Here is a 22,515-nt window from a genome sequence, read left to right on the forward strand (position 1 = left end):
GCAGCCGAACGTCAGAACGGCAGCTTGAACCCCGGCGGAATCCCGGCGGCCATCTGTACCTTCTGCATCTCTTCATTCGCGGCTGCATCGGCCTTGCCGCGAGCATCGTTGAATGCAGCGGCCACGAGGTCTTCGAGAATGCCCTTCTCCGAAACTGCCAGCAGGCTGTCATCGATGCTCACACCGATCACGCGGCCCTTGGCAGAAGCCTTGATCTTCACCAGCCCGCCACCGGCCGAACCCTCGACCTCGATGCCGTCAAGCTTGCCTTGGGCGTCTTCCATCTGCTTCTGGATGGTCTGCGCCGCCTTCTGGGCAGCCTGGATCATCTCTTCCATCGACTTCATGCGCGTTTGCTCCAGGGTCTCTTTTCGTGCTCTCGCGAGCTTTCCTCATCGATGATCACTGCGCCCGGAAAGGCTTCCAGCGCCGCCTTGACCAAAGGATCTTGCTTCATCGCCGCGTCCGCTGCGGCCACTTTCTCGGCCTTGGATTCCTCGAGGCTCGGCAGGGCATCGCCCTCCCCGCGCTCTACGATCCAGGCCTCGCCAGTCACGTGATTCAGCGCGCGCCGGATATCGGCTACAGGATCGTTCGGCAATCCCGGTGCAAGCTGGTATCGCAGCAAGCCGGCGCGCAACTCAACCACCCGCACGCCCAGCCGCATCGTCGATCCGACCAGTGGCGAGACGTGCTCGACCTGTTCGACCAGCGCTTCCCAGTCCATCGAGGGCGATGCCGGTGCCTGCGCGGCAGGTGCAGACGCATCCCCCGCTTCGGCGCCTTGCGCCAGAACCACAGGCCGCGAAGCGATCTCCTCGAGCTTCTTCACCAGCCCGCCCGGATCGGGCAGGTCTGCCGCGTGCATGACCCGCAGCAGCGCCATCTGCGCCGCCACCAGCGGATCGGGCGCCACCTTCACTTCCTCGTAGCCCTTGAGCAGCAACTGCCACAGCCGGTGCAACTGCCCTGCCGAAAGCGCCTTGGCCCAGCCCTCGAGCGCCTCGCGCTCCTCGGCCGAGCGGACATCCGGCCCCACGCCGCCGATCTGCGTCACTGTCACGCGATGGACCACGTCCATCTGCGCGCGCATCATGGCGATCGGCTCGATGCCCAGCGCATATTGCTGCGCCACTTCGGCCAGCACCACGTCACCCTTGCCTGAAAGCACGGCTTCAAGCAGCCGACGCTGCATGGTCTTGTCGGCAAGACCCAGCATTTGCCGGACCTGCTCGGCGCTCACCCGCGTCGTTCCATCGTCGCTTCCGACAAGGTCGGCATGGCTGATGGCCTGATCGAGGATCGAGAGGCCATCGCGCACCGATCCCTCGGCGGCAGCCGCAACCATGGCCAGCGCCTCGTCCTCGGCCTCGACCCCTTCCTTGCCGCAGATCATGCCGAAGTGGCTGGCCAGAAGTGGCGCTGGAATGCGCTTGAGGTCGAACCGCTGGCAGCGCGACAGCACCGTCACCGGCAGCTTGTCGACCTCGGTCGTTGCGAAGAGGAACTTCACGTGTGCCGGCGGTTCCTCAAGCGTCTTGAGCAAGGCGTTGAAAGCATTGCGCGACAGCATGTGAACTTCGTCAACGATGTAGATCTTGTAGCGCGCCGAAACAGCGGCATAGCGCACGGCCTCGATGATCTCGCGCACATCATCGACACCGGTATTCGAAGCCGCGTCCATCTCGATCACGTCGATGTGACGGCCTTCGGCAATCGCCCGGCAAGGCTCGCACACGCCGCACGGATCGATCGTCGGACCACCCTGCCCGTCTGCGCCGATGCAATTGAGCGCCTTGGCGATAAGGCGCGCGGTCGAGGTCTTGCCCACCCCGCGCACCCCGGTCATCAGGAAGGCGTGGGCCAGCCGGTCGCGCTTGATTGCGTTGGCCAGCGTCTGCACCATCGCGTCCTGCCCGATGAGTTCGGCGAAGGTCTGCGATCGGTACTTGCGCGCAAGCACGCGGTAAGGCTGGGCAGCAGGGGCCGCTGCGGGTGCTGGCGGCGGCGGTGCCGCAGTCTCTGGCACAGCCTCTACTTCGGCGGGAGCAGCAACGAGCGCAGGCTTGGGTGCCGGATCGCCGAACATCGAACTCTGGCCCGCAGCCTCAAGTTCGGCGGCAGAGGGCTTGTCTTCCTCCTCTTGCGGAGGATCGCCAAACATGTCGGTGGAATCGGCCATCGCTGCCTTAGGTAAGCACTCCCAGCCCGAATGTCGAATGCCCGACGGACTGGAAACGGTGGATTGACTTATAGGTTGCAAAATGCAACCTTAAACCCATGAGCACAGTCCTGCCAGGCCGCTACACCGCCGATTTCGACCGCTCGCTCGTGGTCTTCGTAATCGGCATGCGCATCAACCGCTTCCACAGGATCGGCAAATGGCTGCCCGTCGCCCGCGCAATGGGCCCGATGATCAGCGAACTGGCGCGCAATCCGCAAAGCGGCTTTCTCGGCGTCGAGACGATGCTGCGCGGGCCACGCACCGTTGTGATGATGCAATACTGGCGCGATTTCGACAGTCTGGAGGCCTATGCCCGCGATCGCGACCAGAAGCATTGGCCAGCATGGACCGCCTTCAACAGGGCCGTGGGCAGCGATGGCACCGTCGGCATCTTCCACGAGACGTACGCCGTGTCAGCCGGAGCCTACGAGACGATCTATGGCAACATGCCGCCGTTCGGCCTCGGCAAGGTGGCGGGACTGATCCCGGCCACGGGCAAGCGCAACGAAGCGCGCTCACGCATGAAGGCCGCAACTGAGGGATGAAAAAGGAGCCGGCCGACCCGCCGCAACCCGTTGTGGCTGCTTCCTTCCGGACCTGACCAAGTTGGCGGACGCAAACGTCCGACCGACTCCCGGCGCGGCCTATGGAGGGGAAGCCGAGGCTTGTCCAGCCCCGCACCGCTCAACCTTACTTAAAATTATCCGCATAGCTCTGCAGCTTCAGCTTGCGCGGCGGCGTCGGGATCACGCGAACATCGATACCATAGCGATCGGCATAGGCCTTGGCGTCCGCCTCGGTTTCGAAGGCAAGCACGACCTGGCTCTGCGTATCGCCCGAGCCGGCCCAACCCATCAGCGGATCGGGGCGCCTGGCTTCTGCGGGTTCGAATTCGAGCAGCCAGTCGCTGGTCCGGGCCTTGCCGGACTGCATGGCGTTCTTCGGGCGCTGATAGATGCGTGCTGACATGGCTTCGCGCTTGCACACGAATCAGGCCGCAAATCAAGTCCGCTTTTGCGCGTTGCCACCTTGAGCGTTGAAAGCGTTCTTGGTCTTGAGGCTCGGGTCCTCGGCCCAGGGCTCGTCCGGCCAGCGGTGCTTGGGATAGCGACCCTTCATGTCCTTCACCACGTCCCGCCAGGAACCGCGCCAGAAGCCTGGCAGGTCAGCCGTTGTCTGGATCGGCTTGCCGCCGGGGCTGGTCAGGCTCAGCAGCAGGGGCCTGGGCGGCTGCCCCACAGATGGATGCCGTTCCAGCCCGAACAGCGCCTGCACCCGCAATTCCACGCAAGGCCCCCCTTCGTGGCCATAATCGATGGCATGGCTGGTTCCTGCAGGAGAACGGAATTCGGCTGGGGCCAGCCTGTCTAACGCCTGCCGCTCGTTCCAGTCGAGCCGATCAAGCAGCGCTTCGTGCAGCTTGCCCGCTCCGATCTGCAGACCGCGCCGTCCCGCAAGCAATGGCCCGAGCCATTCCTCCAGCGCATCTAGCAAGGCCTGCTCGGATAACGCCTCCAGCCCGGCATAGCCGGCCCGCACGATCAGCGCCTTTGCCGCCCCGCCCAGCGGCAGAAGCGCAAGACCACCCTCGCGAACGACCGCGATCAGCTTGGCCACAACAGCGTCAGCATCTGGCTTGGGATCAGGCACCCGCGCCAGAACGATCGCGCCGAGCCTGCGCTCGAGCCGCGCCTCCACACGCCCCTCGCCAGCATTCCACGTCAGCGAATGCCGCTCCTCCATCCGGGGCACCAGGAAGCGGGTCACTTCTTCATCCTCAAGCGCCACTGCCGCCGTGATCCGTGCACCCTTGGCCTCGCCCTGCGCATCCCCGATCACCAGCCATTTCGCTGTGGCCAACGGCGATGCGGGATCAAGACGATAGCCGCGCCCGCCCGACGCCAGCCATTCTTCACCAGACTGCCCCCGCGCGCGCGCGATGCGATCGGGAAAGGCCTCTGCCAGCAGAACGCCCAGCGGCACTTCCTGCCCGCTCTTCGCTTGCACCAGCCTGGCCGCCATCTGCGTCCATCGCGCCGCCAGCTTGCGCGAACCCTCGGCCCTGCTTCCGCGTTCGCCTCCCCAGCGATCAAGCCTGCGGGCAAGATCCTCGCCGCGTCCGCCCAGCCCGCGCTCTTGCAGCAACAGCGCCAGTCTTGCCGCCTCTTCCGGCTGGTCCCGCTCGGCCGCGAACAACAGCATGTGCGCCAGCGCCGGCTCCATCGGCAACCGCGCCATCGCTCTTCCATGCGCCGTGATCCGGCCCTCGCGATCAAGCGCGCCCAATGCCTTCAGGCTTCCGCGTGCCGCCGCCATCGCTGCTGCCGGTGGCGGGTCGAGCCACGCCATCGCTGCCGCATCGCCCGCGCCCCATTGCGCCAGCGTCAGTGCAAGCGGTGCAAGATCGCTGGTGACCACCTCGGGCGGATCGAACGCCGGCCGCCCGGCATGGGCAGCCTCTTCCCAAAGGCGATAGGCCACGCCCGGCCCCTGTCGCGCCGCGCGCCCTGCGCGCTGCGCCGCCGAAGCCTGGCTCGCCCGCGTCGTCACCAGCCGCGTGACACCGGCCGCCTTGTCGAACTCCGCGCGCCGCGAAAGACCCGCATCGACCACAACGGAAACGCCATCCAGCGTCAGCGAAGTTTCGGCGATGCTCGTGGCAAGCACGATGCGGCGGCGTCCTTGCGGATCGCGCCGGATCGCAGCGCGTTGCCCTGCTGGCTCGACCTGTCCGTGCAGCGGCAGAACCAGGGCGTGCGGCAATCTCTCTGCCAGCAAATCCGCTGTCCGCTCGATCTGCGCCACGCCCGGAAGAAAAGCCAGGATATCGCCTGTTTCCTCACGCCACGCGGTCTGGATAGCAGACGCCATGGCTGCCTCGACCTTCAGGTCCGGCCGTGCGCCCAGCCACTTCACCGTCAGTGGATGCGCCTTGCCCTCGCTCTCCACCACCGGCGCCTGGCCAAGCAGGGATGCGAACCGCGAACCATCGATGGTGGCCGACATCACCACGATGCGCAGGTCCTCGCGCAGCACCCCCTGCGCTTCTACTGCCAGCGCCAGCCCGAGATCGCTATCGAGATGCCGCTCATGCGCCTCGTCGAATAGCACCGCCGAAACGCCTTGCAACTCCGGATCATTGAGGATGGTCGAGACGAAGATCGCCTCGGTCACCACCAGCACGCGCGTCCTGGCAGACCGCTTGGCATCAAGCCGGGTGACATAGCCGATGGTCTGCCCTGCCTCCTCGCCCAGCAGCTCGGCCATCCGCTCCGCCGCTGCACGCGCTGCCACGCGCCGCGGCGACAGCACGATCACTTGCCCGCGGCACCATGGTTCCGCCAGGAGAGCCGGTGCCACCGCCGTCGTCTTGCCCGCTCCCGGCGGTGCGATCAGCACCGCACTTGGCTGCTCGCGAAGGGCAGCCAGCAGGTCAGGCAGGACGGCAAGGATCGGCAGGTCGCTCACGCCAAGCGCCTTAACGACCTTTTTCTGCACAACGCAACGTCCCGGGAAACGTCCCCCCTTACAGATCGTTCATGGTCGGTTCCAAAGAGCCATGCTAAGGGCGGGGAGAAATGAAGAGCACGCTGGAATTCGTCGTGGCACTGACCACCGGCCTGCTGTTCAGTGGCGTCATGATTGGCGGCATCATCCTCGGCGTAGGCGCAGTCTGCGGTGGCAGTTGCTACTGGCTATGGCGACGTTTCGGTCGTCGCAAGTGATCAGCCCGCGCGCCTGAACAGCCAGGCCGAAGCCAGCCAGCACGATCCCCAGGCCAGCGTTATCGCCAGTGCCTGCATTCCGCCACCAGCCAGCAGACCCGCTGCGATTTGCGCAACAACCATAGCCAACATGGCTCGCGCCGTGCCCTGAGCCTCGAACCGGGCGAGCGCCGCCCCAGCAAGGCCGACGAGCGGGACGAGCATGAACCACATGTTAGCGGGGTTGCCCTCTGCACCGACAAGCCCGACCGCCAGATTGATCCAGACCAGCGCCAAGGCAGCGCCGGTGCCGAGGAAGGCCCCCGCGCGATAGGCACGGCTTCCGTTCGCCCGCACCGCAAGCTCCAGCGCCGCCCCGGTAACGCCCAAAAGGAGCGCCGCAACCGCGAAGTCGCTTGCAGTCCAGCGGACGCCAAGATGCAGCCGTTCTTCGAACTGCATGGCAAGCAACGGCACCGCCAGCATCAGTCCGACCATCGACCAGCCCAGCGGTCGAAGCCATTCAAGCGCAGTGTTCGGGGCGTCTGCTTTGCGGATCAACATGATGGCCTCGCGTGAACAAGGCGCTGAAACTGCACCTTACCCGGCAGTGCGGTCAAGTCGCACTCACCCCATTGGGTATGGGATCTCGCGGCTCACCTTGTCGATCGCCTTCATCACTTCATCGGACAAGACCAGATCCGCCGCGCCCAGCATCGCATCGAGCTGGTCCTCGGCCCCGACGCCGACGATGGTCGAGGCCACGAAGTCATGTTGCTTTGACCAGGCGACGGCCATCGTGACCGCATCGTGCCCCGCCTCCGAAGCAATCGCCATGAACCGTTCGGTTGACGACAGCGACCGGTCGTTGACGAAGCGCTTGCCCATCGCCGCTTGCCGTCCCTCCATCGCGAGGTAGCGGGAAAACCGTGCGCCGTCGGGCCGTGCTCCACCGTTGTACTTGCCCGAAAGCACCCCGCCTGCGAGCGGCGAATAGGGAATGAGGCTCACCCCCTCCTTGCGGCATACCTGCGCCAGTTCGTCCTCGAAGCGGCGGTTGTTCAGGCTGAAATTGTTCTGGATGGTCTGGTAGCGCACCGTGCCCAGCTTCTCGGCCGTGGCGAGCGATTTCATCAGACCCCAGCTGGTCTCGTTGGAACAGCCGGTGATCCGCACCTTGCCCGCCTGCACCAGCTCGTGCAGCACCTCCATCGTCTCGTCATAGGCAGTGTCATGATCCGGCCAGTGCGTCTGGTAGAGATCGATGTAATCGGTGCCGAGCCGCTTGAGGCTGGCGTCGACCGCCGTTTCGATATTGCGCCGGTCGAGCGCGGTCATGCCGTTGCGGCAGGGCGAGCGAAACCACACGTGGCTCGGCCCCGAAACCTTCGTCGCCAGCACGATGGCATCGCGCGGCTTGGTCTTGAGCCACTTCCCGACAATTTCCTCGGTCCGGCCGACCCACTTGATGTCGGGCGGCACGGGATAGCCTTCGGCGGTATCGTAGAAGTTGATCCCGGCGTCATAGGACCTGTCGAGCACCCGGAACGCTTCGGCTTCGTCCACCTGGCTGCCGAAGGTCATCGTCCCCATGCAGATATCCGAAACGACGATGGCCGACCGGCCGAGGCGACGATGCTGCATCAGGCTCTCCCGTTATGCTCTTGAAATTGGGTCAGAATCTCCGCGCCACCGCGAACAGCGCAGCTTCCGTCATGGCGACCTTGGCCGCGCTCGCCGGGAAGCCCGCAATCGCATCGATCGCACGCTGCGCATACATCCGCGCCCGCTCGCGCGTGGCGTTTACAGCATCGTGGCGACGGATCAGCTCGATCGCGTGGGCAAGATCCTCGTCCGACGACCGATCGCCCGCGATAGCGTCGCGCCAGAACTTGCGTTCCTCGGCATCGCCCCGGGCATAGGCGAGGATCACCGGCAGCGTCATCTTGCCTTCGCGGAAGTCGTCGCCCTGGTCCTTGCCCATCTCGGCCACTTCGGAATCGTAGTCGATCGCATCGTCGGCCAGCTGGAACGCGATACCAAGGTTCCGGCCATAGGAATCGAGCGCCAGCTCGTCCGACTCGTCGCGTTCGGCCACCACCGCCGCGATCCGGCACGCTGCAGAAAACAGCGCCGCGGTCTTGGCCGCGATGATGTCGAGGTACATTTCCTCGCTCGTCTCGATCTGCCGCTGCGCCACGAGCTGATCGACCTCGCCCTCGGAGATCACCGCCGAGGCGTTCGACAGGATGCGCAGCACCTTCAGGCTGCCATCCTCGACCATCAGTTCGAAGCTGCGGCTGAACAGGAAGTCGCCGACCAGCACCGTGGCAGGGTTGCCGTAGACGATGTTCGCGGTCTTCTTGCCGCGCCGCATGTCCGAACCGTCGACCACGTCATCGTGCAGCAGCGTGGCGGTGTGGATGAATTCCACTGCCGCCGCCAGCTTGTAATGCCGCGAGCCGCCATAGCCGAGCAGCGATGCGCTGGCGAGCGTTAGCATCGGCCGCATGCGCTTGCCACCGCCCGCAATCAGATGTCCCGCAAGCGTGGGAATCAGCGGAATGCGCGACTGCATCCGGTCGAGGATCACGGCGTTGACGCTATTCATGCCCTCGGCAACGAGGGCCATCATCGGCGCCAGCGAAGGTTCGGCCTTGCGCGGCAGGGTGTGGACAGTGGCAGTCATCGTGACTGACCGCTTGGCGACAAGGGCGGCGCTTGGCAAGACGCAAGTTGCACTGTAGCGGCCCTAACACGAATGCGCAGACCAAAGGACGGGGTAAGGGAATGAGCGAAGATCCGGTTCTGGCAGGCTATCGCCAATCCATCGACAACATCGATGCCGCGATGATCCATATCCTCGCCGAACGTTTCCGCATCACCCAGGCCGTCGGCGCGCACAAGGCGGCGCACAAGCTCCCCGCCTCCGATCCGGGCCGCGAGGAGCGCCAGATCGCCCGCCTGCGCAGTCTTGCCGAAGACGCCAAGCTCGATCCGGAATTCTCGGAAAAGTTCCTGCGCTTCATCATCGAGGAAGTGATCCGCCACCACGAGCGCGCAGCATCTTCGCCCGACTGACGCGATGCGCCACCCCGGCTGCTCCCGCAAATGAGAGCAGCGCGACACATTGCGAACGCAATCGAATTGATCGCAGCGGGGCAGGCTGTGCGCCCTTTGGCCCCCGCCCCAACCTCAATCTTCCAGCGGCACCCCGGGCACCTGCTTGGCCGTGCGGATCGTCAGCGATGTCTTAACGCTCGCCACGTTCGGCGCTGGCGTCAGCTTGCTGGTCAGGAATTCCTGGAAGCTTTGCAGATCGCGGCTGACGATCTTGAGAATGAAGTCGATCTCGCCGTTGAGCATGTGGCACTCGCGCACTTCGGGCAGCGTGCGCATGTGCTCCTCGAACTGGCGGAGCGATTCCTCGGCCTGGCTCTTGAGGCTCACCAGCGCAAAGACCGTGATTGCAAAACCCAGCTTCGATGCGTCGAGTTCGGCATGATAGCCCCTGATCACGCCAGCATCTTCAAGCGCGCGAACGCGGCGCAGGCAGGGCGGCGCAGTGAGCCCGACGCGCTGTGCGAGTTCGACGTTGGTAACGCGTCCCTCAGCCTGCAATTCGGCGAGCAAGCGCCTATCGATACCATCCAGTGTTGACATGCGTGTCAGTCGTCCGTTTCGTTGCGCCCGGCCACGGCGTTCGGAAAGAAGCAATAATCGCAACTTTCCGCGCAAAATCCACCGTGCGAGATAATTTTGTTGTTTAATACCGCAAGTGATCCACATTGCAACGCAATGGATACCTACCTTCCCTCGAGGGGTACGATTTGTTAGCCTTCTCGCTGTTATGGCGTCCTCACCCGAGCCTGCGCGGCGCGGTGCCAGAAGTAATCCCACAGGCGGAGCCTTGATGATCGTTGATGACCGCCTTGAGACCGTGCTGCGTACCAACGTGGCAGGCAAGACGGCAGCCCGGACGCAGTTGCGGCAATTGATCGATCTGCTTGGCGCGGTTCCGCTTTCGGCATGGAACACCCGCCACGCCACCGCTCTGGCCCGCGTCGAGATGCTGTGCGAGCAACTCGACGACGAAGAGACTGCCGCCGTGCTGCGCGGTGTGCCACACCGCTCGGCTGTCCTTGTCTATCACTTCGCGCAAGGGGGGCGGCGCGCTGCTGCCGCTGCAGTCGCTTCGGCTGACCTCGCCGAAGAGGACTGGCTTGCTCTCATCCCGCGCCTGCCGATGATCTCCCGCGGTTTCGTGCGCCACCGGTCGGGCCTGCCGCAAACGGTTCGCAAGCTGCTGTCAGACCTCGGCGTGAACGATTTTCTTCTGCCCGAGCCGGCAAGCGTCGCGGCCGGCGCCGCCGCCCCGGTGATCGAAGTGCTATCAACCGAAGCGTCGGCAACAGAAGCGCAGGCACCAGTCTCCGACACGTCCCCTGCGCCTGATCAAGTACCCCACCCGGTTGATGTGGGCCAACCTGCCGAAATAACGGCAACGGAAAACTTGACCGCCACGTCGTTGGCGCTTCCGACGGACAACGAGACCGCGCCGGCAGGAGACGCAGCCCATAGACCGGAAGAGGACGGCATCGGCGCCATCGTCCGCCGCATCGAAGCGTTCCGGCGCAAGCGTGACGAGCGCGAGGTTTCGCCTGCCCCCCGGGCGGAAGGACTCGCCCCCCTCCTGCCCTTCCCCGAACCAGAAATGCCGGCGCCCAAACCGCCGCAGTTCATCGACCTGCGCACCGATGCCGAAGGCGTCATTATCCAGGCGGCGATCGATCCTCCGGGCATGCTGATCGGCGCGCGGATGTTTTCGGCCGCCTCAGATGCGCCGCTGCGCTGCGAAGACAGTACCATCGACGCTGTCCGGCGCCGTCAGCCGGTTGAGGCGGCTCGCATCGACATCGCGGCGGCCCCAGCCGTCGCAGGCACATGGTATGCCGATGGTCCGCCGATCTTTGCACCCGATGGGGGCCGGTTTTGCGGCTATCATCTTCGTTTGCGCCGCAAGCAGGCATCTGCGCCGGCAAGCGCCACGAAAGGCACCGCAACGCCGGCGATCGCACCTGCCGACACCGAAGCAGACCGGATGCGCCAGTTGCTCCATGAACTGCGCACGCCAATCAATGCCATTCAGGGCTTTGCCGAAATGATCCAGTCGCAGGTCTTCGGTCCGACGCCACATCAATATCGTGCAATGGCCGCAACTATCGCTGCCGATGCAGCGCAGATGCTCGCGGGATTTGAAGAGGTGGAACGGCTGGTAAAGTTGGAAAGTGCCGCACTGGCGCTCGAAACCGGCGGTTGCGACGCTGCCACGGTTGTTGCTCGCCTCGTAGAGCAGGTTTCACCTGTGCTCGGCTCGCGCAATGTGCGTCTCACCGTCTCGATGCCGGCAAACCCGGTTCCGGTGAATTTGGCCGAGGCCGAACTGGAACGTTGCGTCTGGCGCCTCCTCAGTGTGATCGCTGCCTCGGTCGCGCCGGGCGAACGGCTGACATTTGCCCTCGAAAACGACCATGGTGCGGCACGCCTTGCCCTGACCTTGCCCGTTTCGCTGCGATCGCTTGACGACGATACGCTCTATGCGCCGGATGCCGCCCCATCGGCAGGGATGCTGACGGCCGCCATGCTCGGCAATGGCTTCGCACTGCGGCTTGCCCGTGCCGAGGCAAGGGCTGCGGGCGGCAGCCTCGAACGCGAGGCCGGTCTGCTTGTTGCGGCGTTCCCTGGCCAGATCAATGAAGCGCCGGCCTGGCCCGGCCAAGCAGCAGGGGGCTGACCGTTGCGCTCTCAAGATGCGGCTCTCATCACGCGCCATCCCTCTCCAGATGAATTCGTTTCCTTCGCTCCGGGTTTCGGTCAGCGCTTCACGCTGACGATCGATACCGAGGAGGAATTCGACTGGGGCAAGCCGCTTGACCGAACCAGCCATCGCCTAGACCACATTCCGCGCCTCGCGAAGTTCCAGCAATTCTGCGAAGGCATGGGCGTCGTTCCAATCTATCTCATCGATTTTCCCGTCGCCAGCGATCCGCGGTGCGCCGAAGTGCTTGGCGATGCGGTGAAGGCTGGGCGTGCGGAAATCGGCGTGCAGCTTCACCCCTGGGTCAACCCGCCGCATGAAGAGGACGTCAACGTCCACAACAGCTTTGCCGGCAATCTGCCCCGTGACCTTGAACGCGCGAAGTTCCGCAAGCTTCGCGATACGATCGAGGCCGCGTTCGGCGTCGGTCCGCAAATCTATCGTGCGGGGCGCTATGGCGTTGGCCCCGCCACTGTCGGCATCCTGTCGGAAGCTGGCATCGCCATCGACACCTCCGTGCGATCGCTGTTCGATTACAGCTCGACCGGCGGCCCCAATTTCCGCGACCTGCCGTTGCGGCCGTGGTGGGTCGATCGCCGACAGGGCCTGATGGAGATGCCACTGACAACGGTCTATGCCGGGCCGCTGCGCGCATGGGGTCCGTCGGCATACCCCCGGATGTGGCGCATTCCGCGAATGCGCGGCGCTCTGGCCAGGCTTGGCCTTCTCGAACGCATCGCCCTCACCCCCGAAGGCATCACGCTTGAGGAAGCCATCCGTGGCATCGACGAAGCGGTCGAACTTGCCCTTCCACTGCTCGTCTTCTCATTCCACAGCCCGTCGCTCAGGCCCGGCCACACACCCTATGTCCGCAGCGAGGATGATCTGGACCTGTTCTACGACTGGTGGCGCGGAGTGTTCGAACACCTTGCGAGGCGCGGTGTTACCTCCACTTGCGTGCGCGAAATCATTGCTGCCGCACAAGTCTGATCCCCCGCTTGCCATTTTACCGCCGTACCGCTAGCGGAAAGCGCGATGGGCCTGTAGCTCAGTTGGTTAGAGCTGGCCGCTCATAACGGCTAGGTCGCGGGTTCAAGTCCTGCCGGGCCCACCATCGCCTCGTTTTCGGCCGCGTTGCTCCCCTTGACGGGTTTCAACTCCGCTTGCCTACATGTGCCAAACATGACAGGACCCCGCGCGCCCGATCCCACCTGATTTTTCCGAACCGGACGCCTGTCTCTTCCCATGCTTACCATCAACGGCATCACCGTGCGCCTCGGCGGACGCGACATCATTTCCCGCGCATCGGTAGCAGTGCCGCCGCGCGCTCGCGTAGGTCTGGTCGGACGCAACGGCGCGGGCAAGTCCACACTGGTCAAGGCGATCATCGGCGAGATCGAGCCCGATGAAGGCGCGATCGAGATGCCGCGCCGCACGCGCCTCGGCTACCTGGCACAGGAAGCTCCCGCTGGTGACGCAACGCCGTTCAACACCGTGCTCGCCGCCGATGTCGAGCGCACCCAGTTGCTGGAAGAGGCCGAGACTTGCACCGATCCCGACCGGCTGGGCGATGTCCACGACCGCCTGCTCGCGATCGATGCCTACAGCGCCGATGCCCGCGCCGCGCGCATCCTCATCGGCCTCGGCTTCGACGAGGACATGCAGGGCCGCCCGCTCGACAGCTTCTCCGGTGGCTGGCGCATGCGCGTCGCGCTTGCCGCGCTGCTCTTCTCCGCGCCGGACGTGCTGCTGCTCGACGAGCCTTCGAACCACCTCGACCTTGAAGCGACGCTGTGGCTCGAGAACTTTCTCAAGGCCTATCCCGGCACGCTGCTGCTGATCAGCCACGAGCGTGACCTGCTCAACAACGTGGCCGACCACATCGTCCACCTCCACGCCGGCAAGCTCACGCTCTACCCCGGCGGCTACGACAGCTTCGAGCGGCAGCGCAACGAGCGGCTGGCGCAGCAGGCTGCGGCGCGTGCGGCGCAAGAAGCGCAGGCCGACCGGCTCAAGGACTACATCGCCCGCAATTCCGCTCGCGCATCAACCGCCAAGCAGGCGCAGTCGCGCGCCAAGATGCTGGCCAAGATGCAGCCGATCGCCGCGGTGGTCGAGGACCCCTCGCTCAGCTTCGATTTCCCGGACCCCGATGAACTGCGCCCGCCGCTGATCACGCTCGACCTTGCCAGCGTGGGCTACGCCCCCGGCAAGCCGGTATTGCAGCGGCTCAACCTGCGGATCGATCCGGATGACCGCATCGCACTGCTGGGCCGCAACGGCAACGGCAAGACAACGCTCGCCCGCCTGCTCGCCGCGCAGCTCGCGCCGATGGACGGGGCGATGACGGCTACCGGGAAGATGCAGGTCGGGTACTTCACGCAGTACCAGGTCGAGGAGATCGCCGATGGCGGCACCCCGCTCGAACTGATGACGCGAGCGATGGAAGGCAAGAGCCCGGCCGCGGTCCGCGCGCAGCTCGGGCGCTTCGGCTTCTCCGGCAACCGCGCCACGTCGCGAGTGGGCACGCTGTCGGGCGGTGAGCGCGCCCGGCTGGCGCTGGCGCTCGTCACCCGCGACGCGCCGCACATGCTGGTGCTCGACGAGCCGACCAACCACCTCGACATCGACGCGCGCGAGGCGCTGGTGCAGGCGCTCAACATGTACAAGGGCGCGGTGATCCTGATCAGCCACGACCGGCACATGGCCGAACTGGTGGCCGACCGCCTGGTCCTCGTCGATGGCGGCACCGCCAAGCCGTTCGACGGCAGCATCGAGGACTACATCGACTTCATCCTCGGCCGCAACCAGCCCAAGACCGACGGCGGCAGCGGCGACACGCAGGCCAAGGGCGGCGGCGGCGCGCAGGACCGCAAGGCGCGGGCTGCGGCGCGCGATGCGTACAAGGCGCTGCAGAAGGCACAGGCCGCCGCGGAAAAGCACGTCGCCAAGCTGCAGGCCGACCTGGCGCAGATCGACCGCGCGATGTTCGAACCCGGCAGCGCCGCGCCCGAATTCGCCAAGCTCAGGATGGGCGAGCTGTCACAGCGGCGGAGCAAAGTGGCGCAGGCGCTGGAGGAAGCGGAACTGGCGTGGCTGGAAGCGGGCGAAGCGCTTGAGGACTCTGGCGCAGCGGCCAACTGAGGCCCGCCGACAGCAGCGCCGAGGGAGCGGTCCCGCACTTCAGGACGCTGAGGGGTTTACGCGGTTTACACGGTTCAGGGGTGGTTGAGGCTTCAGCCTGAGCTGCGACGGCGTCGGTGTCGGCGTTTCGGGGGCGGTCGGGGCCTGACCGGGCGTGACCGGCCTCGCGCGCGCCCTCCCGCTCCTCACCGTCGTCCGCATCGTCATCACCGAACAGGGTGTGGAAGGCGGCTTCGCGGCGGGACTGGGCGTGGTCCCAGGCTTCGGGCGCGGCGCGGCGAGCGGCTTCGAGGTGATCGGTGAGCGCTGCCTGCCAATCGTCCCAGACCTCGTCGGGCGCGTCGTCGTCGGGAAAGGGGTTGGCCTGCTTGTAGTCGGCATCGGCGCGGGCTTCGAAAGCCTTGAGGAAGCGGTCGCGCGCGGGGTCGGTCTAGCCGGTGGCGGCGGCGACGTCCGCGCCCTCGGCCAGCGCCAGGAGCATGCGGTCGAAGTCTTCGGCGAGGTGGTGGACGGCCTTGGGCGCGGCGGCGGCGCGGGCGTCGAGCCGGGCGAGATGGGCGAGCAGGAGCCGCGCGTCGAAGCGCTGGCGCTCGCCCACGGCCTCGCCCCGGAACCAGATCGTCTCAGTGGTGCCATGGAGTGCGCGGGCGGCGAGGACCTGCTCGGCCGCCTCGCGCGCATGGATCAGCGCCGCGTCCCAGCCGGCGGCAAAGGCCGGATCGCGGCGACGGCGGACATAGGCCGTCTGCTGCGACACCCCCGCCACCCGCGCCGCCATGCGCACCTGCCCATGGCGGCTGAGGTGATCGAGAAACCTCGCGATGCGGACGGGGGTGAACTGGTTGGGGTGGAGGAGCGGCGTCGCGTTCCCGGCGCTGCGCCCCTCCTCCCCTCCCGCCTGCAGGAGGGGAACGCGCCTTTCCTGCCCCTTGGCGCAAAGCGAAGGCAGAACATCATCAGGCAGCCCGATGTCCCGCCCGGCGGGAATCCACCCCCTGCCAAACGACGAAGGCCCTGAGGACGTAGGCTGATGCGGATCGGCGGCGTGCGACATGGGCGGCTCCCGTTTGGAACGAAACGGGAACTTCTAGGCGAGGATGGGATGTGTAGGAAAATGCTTTCAGGCCTACAGAAAATGCTGCCGCATTTGCACAGTCGCAATGTATTCCCAAACGGCCACAAAATCCCAAAATAGCCTTACAAAAGGCGCCATTCGTCAAAATTTTTCGAGAGAAAAATTATAAACTTTATCTATCAAATCACACATGTCCGCCGGCACTTCATCAACTTTCATCTCCTCGATAATAGCCGACGGCGTAATAGAAACCTTATAGTCACGCTGCACTTTGCCATTAACAAAAGATAAGGCTTCTTTTCCGGGAACCATCTTAATTCTTTGCATTGGGTCGGACCAACGGGTTTCAAACGCGCCAAGGACCGCTTCTAAAACCTTAGCCTCATGGTCTCGCTCACCCTCGCGGCGAAGAAAGGTTTTATACTTTTCAGTAAATTGAGCCATTATGTAAGTTTTTTTCTCACGCGCAAATTCCTCAAGCACCTCCGCCGCTGAAAAGTCAGCCATGGAAATCGACGCACCGCGCAATCTTCTCTCTGCAATTTTTTTCTGAACCAATCGATCTATAACTGGAGGGATCAGAACAAAATTCTCCAATTCTTTACGCTCATGAATAATTGCAAAATTACAAACCCTTTCTAAGTCAGAAATAGTAGCTGCACACTCCGGGTCCGATCTATAATCGCGATCTAAAATCGCTCCCGATATGATGCTCCTACCCAACGGGTGCTCCATACCCAATTTTAGACTTTTGATCTTTTCGGGGTTGAACCCATCTGTGGGAACTACAGCAAAATCACTTCTCACAGCAACGCGCTTCCGGCCAACTTTTCGTGCAAACTGAGCCAAAATCTTGAAGTCTAGGCCTTCGACAAAAAGTGCACGACGGGTCTTTGCCAGCTGCGTAAGTATTGGATTAACACTTGATCCAAGCAAAGAGAAAACCGCACCCAACTCTGTCGGTGAGCGCAACCTCTTTGCTCGAGGAAAGTCCTTAGAGATGATTGTAATTTCGTCAGCCTCGCACTCCGATATTATTTCCGTAGAATGCGTGGCAAGAACGATGTCAGGGCCAATATCCTTCAAAATTGAAACTAACTGTCGCTGGAGATCCGAATGCAAATAAACATCCGGCTCATCTATTAAGAAAATCGAAGCGTCACTCGATTGAACTATGTGGGTCAACATTTGACACCAAACTTGAAAACCAAATCCCGACCAAAATATTTCGCGAGGCCTCCTTTTCTCCGGACAATACATAAAGAGAAATACGTCTTTTTCTCCTGAAATTTTCCCAATCTCGGGCTTAGTTACACTCATGCCCGGCCATGTTAATTCCACTAAATCTTTAAATTGATCAAACTTCGCCGGAAAATGGTGCCAAATGTTTCTGAAATTGCGCGACGCCTGATAATTTAAGAGAGCCAGACGAGCCGCCTCTGCCTGATATAATCGCTCCCTGTGGTCTACCGGGCTTAGGACAGGGGCAAAGCCAATTTTGCACTTAAATTGCGCACGAAACGAAGATGGAGAATTGCAGGCTTTCCCTTGAGCATCAGCTATTAAATAGCACTCTCCTTGCTCAGGAAAATATAGAGTTAGTGTATGTCCGTTGTCGAGAAAGAACTTAATAGTTGCCGGTTCATCGTCATGATAGTCGTAGTAGACGTTTTCCTCAGCAATGAAGGCAGATCTTAAATCCACCACATATCCGTATACCTTTCCGTTCGGTCCAGAGACAAACTCCGCCTTCCGACTCCAAGCTTTTCGCATTGCCTCGGCTAAAATACGAAAGGCAGCTATTACCGTTCATTTTCCAGCATTGTTTGGTCCGACCAGAACATTAAAGCGGCGCAAATCGACACGGAAGGACTCGAACGCTTTAAAGCGTTTGAACTCCACTTTGACAAATCGGTCGATTCTGCTCTGATCCATGACTGTAATTTGTATCTGCTTGGACAAGCGGAAGAAAGGCTTAGCGGCTCTCTGTTTCAAGCTTTTCCGCAGAATATGGTTCGTGAGACGATGGCCCCAGGGATTGCGGTGACAAGATTACCGTGACACGTGCATCAATCCCCAATTAGCCATCCACCTAGAAACTTCCGAACCCAAGCGCTTCCGTGGTAACGGCGTTGTCCTTTCATCCTTCGACATGCTCAGGAAGATCGGCGCTTGGGCAGTGGGCTGATGCTATTGCGAGAGTGCCCTTCCAACGCTCCCCCTCCCCCGGTGGGGGGAGGAAGGCTCTTATAGCGTGCCCGAGACGCCGATGATGGCGCAGGCCAGAGTGTGAGCAGGCCGAGGCGGGGCCAGGAGGCGGGTTCGCCTTGGAGGAAGACGGCGAACAGGATCACGATCAGCGGGACAGTCGTGGCGAGGATCGGCATCAGCAGGCTGAGCGGAAGTTGCCGTGACAGTTTACTCGATCCCAAGATCTGCCATGCTTTTTGGCCGCGCTTTGCCTCGCCAACGCGGGCTGCAGGGCAGGAGGGCTACATGAAGCGCACGTTGCGGGGTGGTTGCCTCATTGGCGGCATTTGCTTTGCCGTGGGCTATGTCGGGCCGCTGTATTGGTGGCCAGAGAGCAATCTGGGGCCGTTGTTGGGGATCTTCGTGACCGGGCCGGCGGGGTTTGTTTTGGGGTGCCTGGCCGGGGCGCTTGGGGTGTTCGGGCGGGATTGAGGGTTTGAAGGTGGTGGGGAGTGGCTTCTTGCGCCTTGCTTCCTTGCCCCTCACCTCCGCCAACCGTTTTGCGACTACCTATCAGTTCGTAATCGCGAGCCTGGCGAAGCAATCCGGCGCGGTTGGGTGCCGCCATGGATTGCTTCGTCCACTCCGCCTTCTGGCAATGACAATGGCGAGGCCTGTTCTCTGCTGCAAGGCCCGGGGCAAGCGGCTTGCACTTGCAATCGATTGAAGTTTTTAAAGGCGTTGACTTGGGCGATTTTGAAAGAAGCGCGCAGATCACTTGCGGCTGCAAGCATATGCAACAAATGAAGCCAAAATGGCTTTGTAGCCTGAGTAATCAATAGAGACAGTTAGCCCGAGACTGCGTCTTCGACGACGTCCGCTGGAGCGGAAAGCGTCCAGATCAGTTGACGTTGCATTTGCCTTACACTCCGGCCGTCACTAGCAGGCCGTCAGGGCACCGATTGAGCTACTCTTTCTGGTCTCCGGGAACGCTAAGGCTTGGCCGAGCGGCGCTTATGCCATTACGACCGCTGCCGAGCGTTCCCGCCCGCCCCCCCCTTTATCGCAAAGCCTCCGAGCTGTTCTTGCGGCAAGGGAACGGCGGGTGCCCACCTGCTTGCGCGGGAGAGGAACGCCCGTCTCACGGCCTTTCCTTGCGCCCCGCCCTTCTCCCTTGCAGGAGACAGGGCGGCACCATCAGCGCTTCAGCAGGGGCGCAAGGTAGTGGCCGGTGAAGCTGCGCTTGTTCCTGGCGACCTGCTCCGGCGTGCCTTCGGCGACGATCTCGCCGCCGCGGACGCCGCCTTCGGGGCCGAGGTCGATCAGCCAGTCGGCGGTCTTGATCACATCGAGGTTGTGTTCGATCACGACGACGCTGTTGCCCTGGTCGACGAGGCGGTGGAGGACTTCCAATAGCTTGCGCACGTCCTCGAAGTGGAGGCCGGTGGTGGGCTCGTCCAAGATGTAGAGCGTCTGCCCGGTCGAGCGGCGGGCGAGTTCCTTGGCGAGCTTGACGCGCTGCGCCTCGCCGCCCGACAGCGTCGTCGCCTGCTGGCCGACCTTGACGTAGCCCAGGCCGACCTCATTGAGCATGTGCATGCGGTCCCGGATGGGCGGCACGGCCTTGAAGAACTCCTCGGCGTCCTCGATCGTCATGTCGAGCACGTCGGCGATGGAGTGGCCCTTGAACTTCACCTCGAGCGTTTCGCGGTTGTAGCGCTTGCCGTCGCACTCCTCGCACGTCACGTAGACGTCGGGCAGGAAGTGCATCTCGATCTTGATCAGGCCATCGCCCTGGCACTTCTCGCAACGGCCGCCCTTGACGTTGAAGCTGAAGCGACCGGCCTTGTAGCCGCGCGCGGCGCTCTCCGGCAGGCCTGCAAACCAGTCACGGATCAGGGTGAAGGCGCCGGTGTAGGTTGCGGGGTTGGACCGGGGGGTGCGGCCGATGGGAGACTGGTCGATCTCGATCACCTTGTCGCAATTCTCGAGCCCGGTGACGCGATCATGCGCGCCGGCGATGACGCGCGCGCCGTTCAGCGTGCGGGCGGCGACGGCGTGGAGCGTGTCGATGGTGAAGCTCGACTTGCCCGAGCCGGAGACGCCGGTGACGCAAGTGAAGGTGCCGAGCGGGATCTTGGCGCTGACGTTCTGGAGGTTGTTGGCGCGGGCGCCCTCGACGCTGATGAACAGGCCGTTGCCCTTGCGGCGCGTAGCCGGGACCTCGATGCGGCGAGAGCCGGTGAGGTACTGGCCTGTGAGGCTGTTGGGGTTGGACAGGATATCGTCCAACGTGCCCTGCGCGACAATCTCGCCGCCGTGGACGCCGGCGCCGGGGCCGAGATCGACCACATGGTCAGCCGTGCGGATGGCGTCTTCGTCATGCTCTACCACGATCACGGTGTTGCCGAGATCGCGCAGGCGCTTGAGCGTTTCGAGCAGGCGGTCATTGTCGCGCTGGTGGAGGCCGATGGAGGGTTCGTCGAGCACGTAGAGCACGCCCGAGAGGCCCGAGCCGATCTGGCTGGCAAGGCGGATGCGCTGGCTCTCGCCGCCCGAAAGGGTGCCGGAGGTGCGATCGAGGTTGAGGTAATCGAGGCCGACGTTGTTGAGGAAGCCGAGGCGCTCGTTGATTTCCTTGAGGATGGCCTTGGCGATCTGGCTCTGCTGGCTGGTAAGCTGGCCATCGAGGTTGGCGTACCATTCGACCGCGGCGGCGACGGAGAGGCGGGTGACCGAGGAGATATCGCGGCCGGCGACCTTGACCGAGAGCGCCTCGGGCTTGAGGCGCTTGCCCTCGCAGGTTTCGCACGGCTGCGCGGTCTGGAACTTGCCCAGCTCCTCGCGCATCCACGCGCTCTCGGTCTGCAGCATGCGGCGGTTGAGGTTGCCGATCACGCCCTCGAAGGCCTTGTTGACGGTGTAGGACTTCTTGCCGTCGATGAAGGTCAGCGGCACGGCCTTGCCGGCGGTGCCATAAAGGATGATGATCTTGACCTCTGCCGGCAGCGCGTCCCACGGCGTATCGAGGCTGAAGCCGAAATGCGCGGCGAGGCTGGCGAGGACCTGCATGTAATAGGGCGACGGCGGGTTGCTCTTCGCCCAGGGAACGACGGCGCCCTGCTTCAACGACAGGTTCTCGTTCGGGACGACGAGCTGGGGATCGAACAGGAGCTTTTCGCCCAGGCCATCGCACGCCGGGCAAGCGCCTTGGGGGGCGTTGAACGAGAACAGGCGCGGTTCGATGGATTCAATGGTGAAGCCGCTGACAGGGCAGGCGAACTTTTCGGAGAAGACGATGCGGTTGGCGGCAAGGCCGGTCTTCTTCATGCTGCCCTTCTTGCCCTTGGCGTCCGCCTCTGCCTCTTCTTCGCGGCCCGGGACGACGCCATCGGCGAGATCGACGTAGGCGAGGCCGTCGGCCAGCTTCAGCGCCTGCTCGAAGCTGTCAGCGAGGCGGGTCTGGATACCGTCGCGCACGGCGATGCGATCGACCACGACCTCGATATCGTGCTTGAGCTTCTTGTCGAGCGCGGGGGCATCCTCGATCGGCATGATCTCCCCGTTGATGCGCACGCGGGTGTAGCCGGCTTTCTGCCATTCGGCGAGTTCGCGGCGGTATTCGCCCTTGCGACCGCGCACGACGGGAGCGAGCAGATAGGCGCGCGTGCCTTCGGGCAGGGCCATTACGCGGTCGACCATCTGGCTGACGGTCTGCGCCGAGATCGGCTCGCCCGTGGCGGGGCTGTAGGGGATGCCGATGCGCGCCCAGAGCAGGCGCATGTAGTCATAGACCTCGGTCACCGTGGCGACGGTGGAGCGCGGGTTGCGGCTGGTGGTCTTCTGCTCGATGCTGATGGCGGGCGAGAGGCCGTCGATATGTTCGACGTCGGGCTTCTGCATCATCTCGAGGAACTGGCGCGCGTAGGCCGACAGCGATTCAACGTAGCGGCGCTGGCCTTCGGCGTAGATCGTATCGAACGCTAGGCTGGACTTGCCCGATCCGGACAGGCCGGTGATGACGATCAGGCTATCGCGCGGGAGATCGATGTCGATCCCCTTGAGATTGTGTTCACGGGCACCGCGGACGGAAATGGTGTTCAAGGACATGCGCGGCGGTGTTCCATATTTGTTCGGTTTTCGCAAGGGATTCGGGCGCGAGCAGAAGCCCGGTTGCAAGCGCCATGTGGGGAGCGGACCGGTGCAGTGCAATATGGGCTTTGGGGGTCGGGGGTTTCGCCGCGGCAGCCCGATCCGCGACGAGCAGGACAGCGGCTGCGACCGGCTGAAAACGCCTCGCCGCAATGTGGATTGTCGCCGCCCACGATCCGCAGGATGACACTGGAATAACATGAGGGTC

General features: G+C 63.5%; 18 protein-coding genes, 1 tRNA gene and 1 other RNA gene. 9 read left to right on the forward strand and 11 right to left on the reverse strand.

The features are described from left to right. Positions 1 to 11: 11 nt before the first annotated feature. Positions 12 to 347 (reverse strand): YbaB/EbfC family nucleoid-associated protein, encoded by a 336-nt coding sequence (locus B9A23_RS06475; protein ID WP_084278057.1) that lies wholly within the window; start codon positions 345 to 347, stop codon positions 12 to 14. After that, on the reverse strand, positions 344 to 2,182 hold the full coding sequence (locus B9A23_RS06480) for a DNA polymerase III subunit gamma/tau (RefSeq protein WP_084278058.1): 1,839 nt from the start codon (positions 2,180 to 2,182) through the stop codon (positions 344 to 346). The genes B9A23_RS06475 and B9A23_RS06480 overlap by 4 nt, the downstream gene beginning before the upstream one ends. Before the next feature lie 98 nt (positions 2,183 to 2,280). On the opposite strand from B9A23_RS06480, the gene B9A23_RS06485 reads away from it, so the two are divergent. Then, positions 2,281 to 2,769 carry a DUF4188 domain-containing protein gene (locus B9A23_RS06485; RefSeq protein WP_084278059.1) on the forward strand — a complete coding sequence of 163 codons (489 nt, stop codon included), beginning with the start codon at positions 2,281 to 2,283 and terminating at the stop codon, positions 2,767 to 2,769. Here B9A23_RS06485 and ffs read toward each other — a convergent pair. The 3 genes from ffs to hrpB form a co-directional block, all read right to left on the reverse strand. Next, positions 2,768 to 2,862: signal recognition particle sRNA small type (ffs, locus tag B9A23_RS06490), an RNA gene on the reverse strand. The two genes, B9A23_RS06485 and ffs, sit on opposite strands and share 2 nt — an antisense overlap. A gap of 52 nt (positions 2,863 to 2,914) precedes the next feature. Then, positions 2,915 to 3,193, reverse strand: a complete 279-nt coding sequence (locus B9A23_RS06495; protein WP_084278324.1) for an ETC complex I subunit — start codon at positions 3,191 to 3,193, stop codon at positions 2,915 to 2,917. A 33-nt stretch (positions 3,194 to 3,226) separates the two neighbouring features. Then, complete coding sequence (gene hrpB, locus B9A23_RS06500; RefSeq protein WP_084278325.1) at positions 3,227 to 5,692, reverse strand: ATP-dependent helicase HrpB; 2,466 nt, start codon at positions 5,690 to 5,692, stop codon at positions 3,227 to 3,229. A 110-nt stretch (positions 5,693 to 5,802) separates the two neighbouring features. Between hrpB and B9A23_RS22730 the strand changes: the two genes are divergently transcribed. Then, entirely contained in the window at positions 5,803 to 5,949 is a 147-nt protein-coding gene (locus B9A23_RS22730) for a hypothetical protein (RefSeq protein WP_176217903.1), read from the forward strand. Here the strand turns inward: B9A23_RS22730 and B9A23_RS06505 are convergent, their stop codons facing one another. From B9A23_RS06505 to B9A23_RS06515, 3 genes are all read right to left on the reverse strand, one after another. Beyond that, positions 5,950 to 6,492, reverse strand: a complete 543-nt coding sequence (locus tag B9A23_RS06505; RefSeq protein WP_084278060.1) for a hypothetical protein — start codon at positions 6,490 to 6,492, stop codon at positions 5,950 to 5,952. It abuts the gene before it with no gap. Between the two features lie 63 nt (positions 6,493 to 6,555). Further along, complete coding sequence (locus B9A23_RS06510; protein ID WP_084278061.1) at positions 6,556 to 7,572, reverse strand: aldo/keto reductase; 1,017 nt, start codon at positions 7,570 to 7,572, stop codon at positions 6,556 to 6,558. Positions 7,573 to 7,603: 31 nt separating this feature from the next. Beyond that, complete coding sequence (locus tag B9A23_RS06515; RefSeq protein WP_084278326.1) at positions 7,604 to 8,617, reverse strand: polyprenyl synthetase family protein; 1,014 nt, start codon at positions 8,615 to 8,617, stop codon at positions 7,604 to 7,606. 101 nt (positions 8,618 to 8,718) lie between these two features. Here B9A23_RS06515 and B9A23_RS06520 point away from each other — a divergent pair, with 101 nt between their 5' ends. Beyond that, the gene (locus B9A23_RS06520; protein ID WP_084278062.1) at positions 8,719 to 9,009 is read left to right on the forward strand and encodes a chorismate mutase; all 291 of its coding nucleotides are present in this window, start codon (positions 8,719 to 8,721) and stop codon (positions 9,007 to 9,009) included. 114 nt (positions 9,010 to 9,123) lie between these two features. Here B9A23_RS06520 and B9A23_RS06525 read toward each other — a convergent pair whose 3' ends face one another. Then, positions 9,124 to 9,591: an Lrp/AsnC family transcriptional regulator gene (locus B9A23_RS06525; RefSeq protein ID WP_084278063.1), complete on the reverse strand. Its 468-nt coding sequence runs from the start codon at positions 9,589 to 9,591 to the stop codon at positions 9,124 to 9,126. A gap of 250 nt (positions 9,592 to 9,841) precedes the next feature. On the opposite strand from B9A23_RS06525, the gene B9A23_RS06530 reads away from it, so the two are divergent. From B9A23_RS06530 to B9A23_RS06550, 5 genes are all read left to right on the forward strand, one after another. Next, positions 9,842 to 11,722 (forward strand): histidine kinase dimerization/phospho-acceptor domain-containing protein, encoded by a 1,881-nt coding sequence (locus B9A23_RS06530; RefSeq protein WP_176217904.1) that lies wholly within the window; start codon positions 9,842 to 9,844, stop codon positions 11,720 to 11,722. 3 nt (positions 11,723 to 11,725) lie between these two features. Continuing rightward, positions 11,726 to 12,736, forward strand: coding sequence for a polysaccharide deacetylase family protein (locus tag B9A23_RS06535; protein WP_254895028.1), 1,011 nt, complete (start codon positions 11,726 to 11,728; stop codon positions 12,734 to 12,736). A 47-nt stretch (positions 12,737 to 12,783) separates the two neighbouring features. Next, a tRNA-Ile gene (locus B9A23_RS06540) sits at positions 12,784 to 12,860 on the forward strand. A 131-nt stretch (positions 12,861 to 12,991) separates the two neighbouring features. Beyond that, positions 12,992 to 14,890, forward strand: a complete 1,899-nt coding sequence (locus tag B9A23_RS06545) for an ABC-F family ATP-binding cassette domain-containing protein (RefSeq protein WP_084278065.1) — start codon at positions 12,992 to 12,994, stop codon at positions 14,888 to 14,890. Between the two features lie 154 nt (positions 14,891 to 15,044). Continuing rightward, positions 15,045 to 15,908: a hypothetical protein gene (locus B9A23_RS06550; RefSeq protein ID WP_084278066.1), complete on the forward strand. Its 864-nt coding sequence runs from the start codon at positions 15,045 to 15,047 to the stop codon at positions 15,906 to 15,908. 198 nt (positions 15,909 to 16,106) lie between these two features. Here the strand turns inward: B9A23_RS06550 and B9A23_RS06555 are convergent, their stop codons facing one another. Further along, the gene (locus B9A23_RS06555; RefSeq protein ID WP_217806590.1) at positions 16,107 to 17,669 is read right to left on the reverse strand and encodes an AAA family ATPase; all 1,563 of its coding nucleotides are present in this window, start codon (positions 17,667 to 17,669) and stop codon (positions 16,107 to 16,109) included. A gap of 792 nt (positions 17,670 to 18,461) precedes the next feature. Here B9A23_RS06555 and B9A23_RS22180 point away from each other — a divergent pair. Beyond that, the gene (locus tag B9A23_RS22180; RefSeq protein ID WP_139797363.1) at positions 18,462 to 18,647 is read left to right on the forward strand and encodes a hypothetical protein; all 186 of its coding nucleotides are present in this window, start codon (positions 18,462 to 18,464) and stop codon (positions 18,645 to 18,647) included. A gap of 705 nt (positions 18,648 to 19,352) precedes the next feature. On the opposite strand, the gene uvrA is transcribed toward B9A23_RS22180, so the two are convergent. Further along, positions 19,353 to 22,265, reverse strand: coding sequence for an excinuclease ABC subunit UvrA (gene uvrA / locus B9A23_RS06565; RefSeq protein WP_084278068.1), 2,913 nt, complete (start codon positions 22,263 to 22,265; stop codon positions 19,353 to 19,355). Positions 22,266 to 22,515: the final 250 nt, after the last annotated feature.

It is taken from the genome of Novosphingobium sp. B1 (genome assembly GCF_900176395.1).
Taxonomy (GTDB): domain Bacteria; phylum Pseudomonadota; class Alphaproteobacteria; order Sphingomonadales; family Sphingomonadaceae; genus Novosphingobium.